The organism is Paenisporosarcina sp. TG-14 (genome assembly GCF_000297555.1).
GTDB classification, from domain to species: Bacteria; Bacillota; Bacilli; order Bacillales_A; family Planococcaceae; genus Paenisporosarcina; species Paenisporosarcina antarctica.
Map to the genome: position 1 here is coordinate 36,794 of NZ_AMGD01000031.1, position 10,837 is coordinate 47,630.

Genomic DNA, 10,837 nt, shown 5'->3' on the forward strand with positions numbered 1-10,837 from the left:
CTGTCATGGACTAAATAATTCAAATGGTTAAAGATCTCTTACTATCGAACATTAGAGAGGCTAAAGCAAGGAAATTAATCATTTTCATTATTAAACCAATTGATAAATCCGTCCATATTTCTCCTCTAAATAATTTACTAAATATATCGCATTTAATCCCTCACCTGTTGCCTCTTGAAGAATTTCTAATGGTTTCTTCATACTGCCATGACGATGAACTTTCTCCGTTAACCACTCTTTAATCGGTTCTAAATTACCGTTTGCACAAAGGTCATCAAAGTGTGGAAGATCTTTCAACATAGCTGATTTCAGTTGAGAAGCGTACAAAAATCCGAGTGCATAAGATGGGAAGTATCCAAATGCCCCACCTGCCCAGTGAACATCTTGTAAAATCCCTTCCGCGTCATTTGTTGGTCGTACACCTAAGTATTCTTCATATTTATCATTCCAAATTTGAGGAAGCTCTTCAACTTGCATATCTCCATTAAATAACCCTTTTTCAATTTCGTAACGAATCATAATATGAAGTGGATAAGTTAATTCGTCAGCCTCAATTCGAATGAGCGAAGACTTGGACTCATTGATGGCTGCTAAGAAATCCCCTACTGCAACATGTCCAAATTGTTCAGGTGCGTATGCTTGAAGAGTTGAAAAGTTTTGTTCCCAAAACTTTTCGTTACGACCTACAAAGTTTTCATAAAATAATGACTGTGATTCATGGATTCCCATTGATGTTCCAGTTGAAAGTGGTAATCCTTCTAATTCAGCTGAGATATTTTGTTCGTATAACGCATGACCACATTCATGTATAGTCCCGAAAATTGCTGTCCGGAAATCATTCTCATCATATTTCGTCGTTATTCGAACATCACCACGATTTAAACCGGTAGCGAATGGATGTACGGTTTCATCTAAACGTCCAGCGTTGAAGTCATAACCAAGCTGTTTTAAGATATCTAAACTAAATTGTTTTTGTTTTTCTTTTGGAAAATATTTAAATAAGAAATCTGTTTTAGGTTGATTTGGTGATTCAGCTATCTTTTTCGCTAAAGGAACAATTTTATTTCTTAATTCACCAAATACGTCATCAAGAATTTCCGTCGTCATCCCTGGCTCATATTCATTAAGTAGTGTGTTGTAAGGGTTGTTATCTTTTACTCCCCAGAAAGAAACGAATCTTTTAGTTGTCTCAACGATTTCTTTTAAATATGGGAAAAATAGAGAAAAATCAGATTTTTCCTTTGCTTCTTCCCAGATCGATTCTGCTTTTGATGTCAAAATCACAAATTCTCTATATTCATCTGCAGGAATTTTTTTACTCATATTGTATTCTTTTCTCATTTTTTTAACAGTTCGTTTTGTTATTAAATCCAACGATTCTAAGTTATTTTCTAGTTCTACTAGCATTTCAGCTAATTCATCAGAAGTTTGCATCCCAAATACTTCAGAAGACAAAGTGCCAATTACTTGTGAACGTTGTTCGATTCCTTTTTTCGGAGCACCAGTTCGTAAATCCCAATACATAAGGCCAATCGCTTCCGAATAAGCTTGCATCTTTTTAACATAATTTATAAATTTCTCTGTCGTTTCCATGTCAAAACCTCCTAAATACTTAAATATCTCTCTTATTTTATCATAAAGACTGAAAAGTTTTTCAATTTAACCAACAATTATTAGTGCGACCAACTTTTCATAAATGTACTTATTAATATTTAAGGCTCTTCTGCATACCAAGGATTCAAGTGAATAAGAACTTCATCTACATCATTATGATTTTCCAAAATAATTTTCTTTATTTTGCGTGAAATATCATGTCCTTCTTGAATTGTCATATCCCCTGGAATACTAGCACGAATGTCTACAAGTATATAATGACCATGTTCCCTAGCCCGTAAGCGATCAATACGTTTTACCTCTGGAACTAAGTTAATTAAGTTAGCAAAGTCATTCAACCTTTCTTGAACTACGGTTTTTTCCATAAGTATATCTAAGGCTTCTTTACCAATCTCATAAGCTAGTTTGAACACAAAAATCGATACAATAATCCCCGCAAATGGATCTCCATAAGATAGGATATGAATACTAAAAATATCGCCAATCAAGGAGAGACCAATCCCTAAAACTGCGGCCATAGAAGCATAAACATCGGCAAGATGGTCATACGCTGTCGCAATTAATCCTTTGCTATTAGTCAATTTTCCAATTCGAATTGTATACACGTATAAAACCTGTTTCCAGACAAGAGAAATGAAAGCTATTAGTAGAGCGAGGTAGCTTCCTTTGGCGGGTTCCTCGAAGAATGCAGAAATTGCTTCATAAGCAATATAAATTGCTGCCATTCCTAAAATTATCGCTATAATTGCAGAACTTATTACTTCGGCTTTGCCGTGTCCATAAGGATGGTCTTCATCTGCTGGACGTTTAGAAATGCGCATGGATATTAAAGCCGCACAGGATGCTATAACATCCCCAGCATTATGAAACCCATCGGCAAGAAGAACTGGACTTTTCACAATAAACCCAACGCTAATTTTAAGTCCAGTTAATATAACGTTACTTATTAAACTAATCCACACGGCTATGATTGAAGCATTAGAATTGTTACCCTTAAACATAACTTAGTACCTCCACTAAAAGTTTTTCCCTTAGGCAACAAAAACCCTTGACTGTTTTCAGTCAAGGGTTTTTGTAAGACTATTCAAAGTTCGATTAATTGTAAGGAGAATCATATCAATCACTCATTAAATTCAGACGTCTAAAGATAATAACATGGATATATCTACATAACAAGATGCTTTAGTTGGTTAGTTGATTAAATGCACCTGATTAATGAATGTATTAATAAATTAAACCCAATTTATTTCAACTGGTAGTACATGAGAAAATGATGTACTCAATTGTTTTTCTTCATTAGATAGTAATAAATGAATCGACCCGTGATCAGCGGATGTGCGAATAAGGCGTCCCATACCTTGTTGTAGACGAAGTAACATAAATGGCAACTCTACTTCTTCAAAAGGATTATTAGAGAATTTTCGCTTTGCATCAAATAAAGGATCATGTGGTGGAAATGGTAAATCAAAAATAATGACGCGCGTTAATGCTTCTGCTGGCAAATCGAGACCTTCCCATAAATGATAAGAACATAATGTCGAGATAAGACCTGCTTGGAAATCACGCACTATGGAAGATAACTCTCGTTCCCCTTCAAAAACCATGCCCAATCTCTCTTCAGCTGTTAGAGTGTGTTCAAAATTCACCATATCATGCTTAGATTTAAACAGTAATAGTGTAGGTTCCTTTGAATCTACAAGTAACTCTTTCGCTTTTTGAGCTTTTGTCATATTAACTATAGAATGACCAAAAATTTTCATAACTTCATCGTAATCAAATGGTGAAGGTACGCTAAACGAATGGTATTGATCAATACCAAGCGCATCCGAAATATACGTAAAGTCCTTATTGATGGACAATGTTGCTGAAGAGAATACCACTGGTAGTTTACTTGTAAATAGTTTTTCATTTAATATGTCTGTTACCAATCGCGGCATAATGACAAGTGTTTCCAGACCATCTTTTTCTTCTAACCAATCAACTGCATCACTCTTTTGAACAAATAATTTAAGAGAAAATACATATTGTTCTAAATACTCTTCAAACATACGAAGATCGTATTCATCGATTGTATAAAGTTCAGACTCAAATACAAATTCTTCAAGTATTTGATCGACTAAGTCAACAATTTGACGTCCTATTTGCAGTACAAGGTCGGTTTTCTTTATATGTAGACGTTCTCCTTCTTCTCCATATGCATGTACAAGCAATTCCTTAAAAAAGTCATCATGTGAATCTTGCAACTTTTCAAGCAAGCGTAATGTTTTTTCACGCACGCCATCTTGAGCAACACGATCAATTAATGATACAAGCGTTTGACTTTGTACTTCATACGTTAAAGCACGTTGAGCAGCAAATTCTAATAGATGACCTTCATCTAAAATAATCATTGAAGTTTCAGGCAGTAGAGGCATTTGGCCTTCACGTAAACGCGATTCCTTCGTCCAAACATGCTCCATTAAAAAATCATGTGAACAAATAATTAAATCTGCTGCTTCACGGTAATTTTGACGATGGATTGTTTGACCACAACGATTGCGAATATCACAAACAGCACATTGCTGAATTGGATGATAATTCACTTTTTGCCAGTCTTCATCGTTAACGTCTGGAAAAGCGCTGCGCTCACCATATGGGTGAACAGACTGCAATGACTGATGACCATAAACAAAGTCAGGAATACCATCTTCAATCTCTAATAAAAAATCTTCATTATTCGTTTTTTGTTCATGTTCAAGTCTCTTTAAACATAAATATTGGTCGCGAGATTTAGCTAAACGAACATCGATATTCCAACCAAGTGTATCTTGAAGCTTTTGAATATCGCCTTCTTTTTTTACAAGTTGGTCGATCAGTGTTTCATCTGCACATGAGATTAATGCAGGTTTCCCTGTATAGCGAGCATACGAAATGGCAGGCAGTAAATATGCGATGGTCTTTCCTGTTCCCACGCCTGCTTCTGCAAACAGAACGCTTTTCTCTTTTAATGATTTTTCAATTTGATAGGCCATAAATATTTGCTCATCACGACATTCAAATCCTTTTTCAGGTAATTCATCATATAGGACATCTCCTATCCAATCACTGAGCGATTCGAAAAACGAACGGTCTTTGGATAGTGCAAATGGTAAATTTTCTTTCATATAAATCCCCTTTCAAACGATAACAAAACGGATAGGTTGACCTATCCGTTTCGTGTACTAATCACGAGGTGATTTTCTACCCCAATATTGATAATATTCTGTTTGAATAAATCCATTAAATAATTTACGTTTTTTAGTGGCTCTTCGTCCATATAATGTTTCAAAGTCTTCCATTGAAGACAACATATAAACAGACCATGATGGATGAGCGTCCATTATACGTCCCAAATCATCAATCATATCACCTATGACATCGATGTCTCCAATACGCTCACCATAAGGTGGATTTCCAATCATCACTCCATCTAAAGAAGTGGTTGTGAAATCTCGTAGTGGACGCTGTTTCCACTGAATTAAGTCAGAAAAACCAGCCTCAATTGCATTTTTTTTTGCAATGTCAACCATTCTAGGATCAATATCAGATCCTGTAATATCTAAAGGTTGGTCGTATTTAGCTAAATCTTCTGCTTCTATACGAACTTCATCCCATATTTTTTTTGACATCCATGGCCAGTCTTCGCTTAAAAATCCACGATTATACCCAGGTGCTAAGTTTTGTCCAATCATCGCAGCTTCAATGGGAATCGTTCCTGAACCACAAACAGGATCCACAAACGGTCTATTTGGATTCCACTTCGAAATATAAACTAGGGCCGCAGCAAGTGTTTCTTTTAATGGTGCTTCCCCTTGTTCTAAACGATAACCACGTTTATGTAACCCAACACCACTAGTATCAATGCTTAACTTCACAACATCTTTTAATATACTCACTTCAATCTTAAATGTTGGACCAGATTCATCTAAAAACCCTATTCGTTTGTGTGCTAATTTTAATCGTTCGACAATTGCTTTTTTAACAATTGCTTGGCAATCCGGCACACTAAACAATGTTGATTTTACGGATTTCCCTTGAACAGGAAAGGCTGCATCCACCGATAAATATTTTTCCCAAGGAATAGCTTTAGTTTGTTCAAATAATTGATCAAATGTAGTCGCTTTAAAGTCACCCGCAATAATTTTGACTCTGTCCGCAACACGCAGCCACATATTGGCACGTGCAATTGCAAGTTCGTCACCCTCAAAGTAAATTTTACCGTTTTCTGTTTTAGTTTCAAATCCTAATGCTTTTACTTCATCTGCCACAATGGATTCTAAGCCCATAGCTGATGTAGCTACTAATCGATGAGTCGTCATCTTCTCATCCTTTCTTTTACCTATATTTCATAAATGTTCTTCTCTATTAAGAAAAGCTCTCCGAATTATTGGAGAGCTTGTACAATCAAGTATAACCAATTAGAAAACCCAATAAGCCATGTTTTGTTATCACGTACTCAAACGGCTTACGCCTCGTACAAGTGATTAGTAATCATCTATCTACAGACAAAGTCTGTCCCTCAATTCGTTTAATTCCTGCATGAGAGTGCCCCTACCATAATTTGGGTTTCTCGCTCGTGGGGTTTACCTCGTTCCACCTGAAACGTTTCCGAGTCAGCTCCGTCACTGTGGCACTTTCAGAGAACTTTGACCATATCCGAAGACTTAGGTGTTATTCCCGCCGTCAGCTTTTACACTGCCTTAGCTTATTTTTTGGCTAAGCACGAACATTACGGTCATCTCAGAACCGTGCGAGCATGGACTTTCCTCTACAACGTCTAGCGTTGCAGCGATTACCTGGATTAACTAAATGATCTCCATATTATACTTGATTTGGATCAGTAAATCAATCCGATTATTAATGTTCAATTATTCGTACAACTTACTGCCAAAAACATGTTTCTCTAGGTTAGAAAGTCGTTTTAAAATATCGAAATTCGTTGTACCTGTTGTTGTTGGTGCAGCTTGACGTTTTGGTGCTTCTTCTAATTCGCCTTTTAAGCGTCTGTTTTCTACTTTTAACGTTTCAATTGTTTGCATAAAAGTATTGTAGTCTTGAATGACATCATCTAAAAACTGATCTACTTCATCTATTTGATATCCACGTACACCCTTTTTAAATTCTTTCTCTAAAATGATTTCTGGAGTTAATTTCGTATCCATATACATCATCCTTCCATTGTTACATGAGATTTATTATAGCATAAAGATCGTTTTAATAGTCATTTGAAAAATGCATTATGTGTCGAAATCTGCGCTTGCCCGGGAAATAGTCTGTTTATTTATTATGCGTTGTAATCGCTTTTTAAATTCCATCTTTTTTCGTTCTTTTTGTAGTGGTTTCAAATTATTAGATTGCTGTATAAGTAGAACTGCTAATTCAACATGACCTATTGCAGCATCAAAGTCTTTTTTTACATGCTCTGCTATTTTCGCTAGTTCTTCATACGTTTTTATTTGCCACACATCAGACAAATTAGTAAGTGATTTCTCAAAAGATTCGTATGCAAAATTCATTTGTTTGCGTCGTTTATATTCAAATCCTAAATAGTAAAACGCTTGAGCAGCTTCACTTTTACTGTATTGGTTAATAATTTCTTCGAACGCAACTTGACCTCTATCAAAGTCTTTTAAATCTGAAAACCACTTTCCAATATTTGTGGAGGAGACACTTGAATCATTATATTGGTCTTGTAAAATTAACTTAGTCGTATGAACATATAAGGTAAGTAGTGATAATATGTCCCATTCATTATGTTTTAGCACTTTTAATAGCGTGGTAGGATTTCCACTTTTTACTGCATCTAAATATATAATTGGAGCTAAATGACCAGGAATATCTCCCACTCTCTTGAATCCAAGTTTCTCTTCTTCAATTTGGACAAGTTTGAATTGATCGAGTTCATTTCGCCAAATTCTTCTCGATCCATGAAGTAAATCGATATGTACAGGTTCCGCTAATCGTGGTAAATGTTCTCGATTTAATATCCACCGCGTCTGTAACTGTGGCCAGTCAAAACTTTTGCCATTATAAGTGATAACAGTATGGCCTGGTTTCCATAAGTCGGATTCATAAAGGAAAGCAGCTTCATTACTAGGGTCCGCTAACACATGTTGAGTCATTTCAAAATGACCCTCTTTCCAAACCAATTGTCCAATTAAAAAAATATAGGTACCTGTGCCTTTTAAACCTGTAGTTTCCGTATCAAAAAAGATGACTTGTTGTCCGTCTGTTGAAATGGGATGAACACCTTGAAATGAATTCCACAAAGCCAGTGCATCAAAGACTTCACTCAGTTTAATATCTCCATGAATATGGTCAAGATCATAGATAATCTTTTTCTCGAAAACAATACCAAAATCATTTTCAATAACTGTTAATCCAGCTTTTACCCACTCATCTGTATATTTTGGTTTTTGGGGAACAACAAAAGGAGTCAACAATTGTGGTTTTGCTGGCTTTTTTTTAATCAGCTTTTTCATTTGTAAAAGATTTTTTTCAAATGACATAGGATTCACCTTTTAGTTGATTCTATTTGCAAATATAGGAGAAGCTTCAGCACTTCACCTTTTAAACCAGCTTCAGCATCTTGTGGCCCAATACACGCAGGGCACCCCTGGTCACATGGACAAAATGTAACATGTTGTTCTACATGGGCTAGTAGTTCCGGCCACACTTCAAATACACGTTCACTAATGCCAATTCCCCCTGGGTAGCTATCATAAACAAAAAATGTAGGCAGTTCTGCATGAATTGATTTCACTTGTGGTACTACGTGAATATCACGACGATCACATTGGACAAATAAGGGGATAAACGATGCAATCGACGATGCAGTTCCTGTCATAGCATCTGAAAGCATGGCTTCTGTCCATCCTTGGGGTCTTTCAAAGCTCAACCAACTTGAAGACGTATGTAATTCTTCTGGAGGTAGTTGAATTGGTCCTGACCCGATATTGTCATGTGTATCGAAACGGATTTTCTTGAACATCGTTGCCATTGCTATTATAGAGATATCTCCATAGCTTATAGAACCATTGTGATGAACTTTATTTTGGTCTTCACTCATCACTTTTAGTTCAATTGCTAAATTGGCATCTGTAAAATAATCAACGTCAACTTCTCGTACAAATGCTTTCTTTTCTTCCCAGTCCAATTTTTCTACTTGGAATTGAATCCCTTGATGTAGATAAATCGCTTCTTCATGAAGCAGTGTCATCGCACTATAACGATCCATTTCACCAATTACTTTTGTTGAAGCTGGTATGGTTTTATCAATTATTATGACATTTTCTTGTGATGCGGAGCGTAGACTGATTTCATGTGCTGGAAAACGATCACTCATCCAGTGCCATTTGTCTGAAGTTCTCACTAATATACCTTCTGTTTCTAAATAGGCTAGTAATTCTTGAATTTCAAACTCACCGTATTGTTCAGTCGTTTTAAAAGGCAATTCAAATGACGCACATTTTAAATGATCCATTAAAATGATTAAATTGTCCGGATGTATACGGGCTTCTTCAGGGGACTGTCCAAGTAAGAATGACGGATGATTTACAATATATTGATCTAGTGTAGTCGATTGTGCAACATAGATAATAAGTGCTTCGTCTTGTCTTCTCCCTGCTCTACCGGCTTGCTGCCAAGCACTCGCAATATTCCCAGGGTATCCAGTCATTATGCAAGCTTGCAATTGACCAATATCTACTCCTAGTTCTAAAGCATTTGTACTAACCACAGTTCGGATGGTACCTTCACGTAGCCCTTTTTCAATCAACCTACGTTCAGAAGGTAAATAGCCTCCACGGTATCCTCTAATAGATTCATCATTTATTTTCTTTTTGTTTAACTCTTTTAAATAGGTAACTAGCATTTCAACTCGAACTCTACTTTTAGCAAAAACGATTGTTTGAATTTCTTCTTTATACAAACGCTTTGCCAAATCTCTTACTTCTAAGATGGCACTTCGCCTTACACCAAACGTTGGATGAACAATCGGTGGATTATAAAAAATGAAATTCTTTTTACCTGACGGTGCACCGTTTTGATTGATAAGTTTATGAGACTCGTTAGTAAGCGATTCTGCTAATTCTTTCGGATTTGCAATCGTTGCAGAAGTACAAATAAAAACCGGATTACTTCCATAATATTGACAAATACGTTTTAACCGCCGTAACACATGTGCAACATGACTACCAAAAACACCTTTATATGTATGGAGTTCATCTACTACGATATATTTTAAGTTTTCAAATAAAGAAACCCATTTCGTATGGTGAGGTAATATTCCCGAATGTAGCATATCTGGATTTGTTAATACAATGTGTCCGGCCTTTCTTACTTTTGTGCGAATTGCTGGCGAAGTATCCCCATCGTATGTGTAACTCAAAATATCTTGATTCATTTGTTCGATTAATAAATTCAAATCAGATTTTTGATCTTGTGCGAGAGCTTTGGTTGGAAATAAGTATAGAGCACGTGAAGACGTATCTTCGACGATTGACTGCAATACTGGCAAATGATAACAAAGTGATTTTCCAGACGCTGTAGGTGTAATCGCTGTAAAAGATTGACCGTCTCTCGCGGTATCATAAGCTTGTCGCTGATGGCTATATAGTTGATTGATTCCTCTTTCTTTTAATGCTTGTTGAATGGAGGAATGTAAATCTTCCGGAAAATCCGCTAAAGAAGCCTCTTTTTCCTCAATAGTGTGCCAATGAACGATACGTTCTCTCATAACTGGGTCTTGCTTCCATTCCTTAAGAAGATCACCTATCTTTTGTTTCTTGATCAAGCTTTTCACCTTCTAGCTGTTGAACATGTATAAATGTTTGCAACGTATAACAAGTTGATTGTATAGACTGAGCAAATCTTTTTTTGCCTGTCTCTTTATAAAATGATTGAACAACATATTGATTGAAAGCTTCAATAGCTGCGTCAATTTGTTGGATTCTCATATGTTTTGGACGTTTATCATCAAGCCATATTCTTGCCTGTTCTCTCCATTCAATTAAAAAGGCATGCCACTGATCGGCATGAGGTTTAACTTGCGAAAAAAAATCTGGCGTTGAGTCCGTATCACGCATTTCTTGGTGACGAGTTAAACATGTTTTACTTTCTTCTAAAATCAATTTTGTGTGTTCGTTTAACTTCATATAGTCATCCCCTTTATTACAGTTAATAAATCGAGTAGGAGGGAGTGATT

Annotated in this window: 8 protein-coding genes and 1 other RNA gene; all 9 read right to left on the reverse strand. The window is 36.1% G+C overall.

What is annotated here, in order from left to right:
• Nucleotides 1–90: 90 nt before the first annotated feature.
• Nucleotides 91–1,593 (reverse strand): carboxypeptidase M32, encoded by a 1,503-nt coding sequence (locus tag C406_RS0110855; protein ID WP_017380649.1) that lies wholly within the window; start codon nucleotides 1,591–1,593, stop codon nucleotides 91–93.
• Nucleotides 1,594–1,712: 119 nt separating this feature from the next.
• Complete coding sequence (locus tag C406_RS0110860; RefSeq protein WP_017380650.1) at nucleotides 1,713–2,615, reverse strand: cation diffusion facilitator family transporter; 903 nt, start codon at nucleotides 2,613–2,615, stop codon at nucleotides 1,713–1,715.
• Nucleotides 2,616–2,846: 231 nt separating this feature from the next.
• Entirely contained in the window at nucleotides 2,847–4,757 is a 1,911-nt protein-coding gene (locus tag C406_RS0110865; RefSeq protein ID WP_017380651.1) for an ATP-dependent DNA helicase, read from the reverse strand.
• Between the two features lie 57 nt (nucleotides 4,758–4,814).
• Nucleotides 4,815–5,951 (reverse strand): THUMP domain-containing class I SAM-dependent RNA methyltransferase, encoded by a 1,137-nt coding sequence (locus C406_RS0110870; RefSeq protein WP_017380652.1) that lies wholly within the window; start codon nucleotides 5,949–5,951, stop codon nucleotides 4,815–4,817.
• A 107-nt stretch (nucleotides 5,952–6,058) separates the two neighbouring features.
• Nucleotides 6,059–6,436, reverse strand: an RNA gene (gene rnpB / locus C406_RS20195) — RNase P RNA component class B.
• A 64-nt stretch (nucleotides 6,437–6,500) separates the two neighbouring features.
• Nucleotides 6,501–6,794: a cell division regulator GpsB gene (gene gpsB / locus C406_RS0110875; RefSeq protein ID WP_017380653.1), complete on the reverse strand. Its 294-nt coding sequence runs from the start codon at nucleotides 6,792–6,794 to the stop codon at nucleotides 6,501–6,503.
• Between the two features lie 75 nt (nucleotides 6,795–6,869).
• The gene (locus tag C406_RS0110880; protein WP_237740546.1) at nucleotides 6,870–8,114 is read right to left on the reverse strand and encodes a ribonuclease H-like domain-containing protein; all 1,245 of its coding nucleotides are present in this window, start codon (nucleotides 8,112–8,114) and stop codon (nucleotides 6,870–6,872) included.
• Between the two features lie 32 nt (nucleotides 8,115–8,146).
• Nucleotides 8,147–10,426 carry a DEAD/DEAH box helicase gene (locus tag C406_RS0110885; protein WP_017380655.1) on the reverse strand — a complete coding sequence of 760 codons (2,280 nt, stop codon included), beginning with the start codon at nucleotides 10,424–10,426 and terminating at the stop codon, nucleotides 8,147–8,149.
• A partial coding sequence (locus tag C406_RS0110890; protein ID WP_337471408.1) for a DUF1798 family protein occupies nucleotides 10,401–10,837 on the reverse strand: 437 nt, incomplete at its 5' end. The genes C406_RS0110890 and C406_RS0110885, both read right to left, overlap by 26 nt.

Excerpts from the sequence above, each read along its gene's own strand:
- gpsB (WP_017380653.1), bottom strand. The coding sequence starts at position 6,794 with ATGGATACGAAATTAACTCCAGAAATCATTTTAGAGAAAGAATTTAAA.
- C406_RS0110880 (WP_237740546.1), bottom strand. The coding sequence starts at position 8,114 with ATGAAAAAGCTGATTAAAAAAAAGCCAGCAAAACCACAATTGTTGACT.
- C406_RS0110855 (WP_017380649.1), bottom strand. The coding sequence starts at position 1,593 with ATGGAAACGACAGAGAAATTTATAAATTATGTTAAAAAGATGCAAGCT.
- C406_RS0110870 (WP_017380652.1), bottom strand. The coding sequence starts at position 5,951 with ATGACGACTCATCGATTAGTAGCTACATCAGCTATGGGCTTAGAATCC.
- C406_RS0110860 (WP_017380650.1), bottom strand. The coding sequence starts at position 2,615 with ATGTTTAAGGGTAACAATTCTAATGCTTCAATCATAGCCGTGTGGATT.
- C406_RS0110865 (WP_017380651.1), bottom strand. The coding sequence starts at position 4,757 with ATGAAAGAAAATTTACCATTTGCACTATCCAAAGACCGTTCGTTTTTC.